The sequence below is a fragment of the Nonomuraea mangrovi genome (assembly GCF_042681425.1).
GTDB lineage: Bacteria > Actinomycetota > Actinomycetes > Streptosporangiales > Streptosporangiaceae > Nonomuraea > Nonomuraea mangrovi.
The window spans coordinates 1-501 of record NZ_JBHUFV010000111.1 but is presented as its reverse complement, the minus strand read 5'-3'; the positions used below and the strand labels follow the sequence as shown (position 1 = coordinate 501).

1 rRNA gene is annotated in these 501 nt (G+C 56.7%); it reads right to left on the bottom strand.

The features are described 5' to 3' along the window. Positions 1 to 501 (bottom strand): 23S ribosomal RNA (locus ACFSKW_RS54605); the annotation flags it as partial.

Sequence of the window (501 nt, the reverse complement as noted above, 5' to 3'; positions counted from 1 at the left end):
ACCAGTGAGCTATTACGCACTCTTTCAAGGGTGGCTGCTTCTAAGCCAACCTCCTGGTTGTCTCTGCGACTCCACATCCTTTCCCACTTAGCACACGCTTAGGGGCCTTAGTCGGTGATCTGGGCTGTTTCCCTCTCGACTACGGAGCTTATCCCCCGCAGTCTCACTGCCACGCTCTCACTTACCGGCATTCGGAGTTTGGCTGACGTCAGTAACCTTGTCGGGCCCATCGGCCATCCAGTGCTCTACCTCCGGCAAGAAACACGCGACGCTGCACCTAAATGCATTTCGGGGAGAACCAGCTATCACGGAGTTTGATTGGCCTTTCACCCCTACACACAGGTCATCCCCCAGGTTTTCAACCCTGGTGGGTTCGGTCCTCCACGAGGTCTTACCCTCGCTTCAACCTGCCCATGCGTAGATCACTCCGCTTCGGGTCTACAGCATGCGACTCAAACGCCCTATTCAGACTCGCTTTCGCTACGGCTCCCCCACACGGGT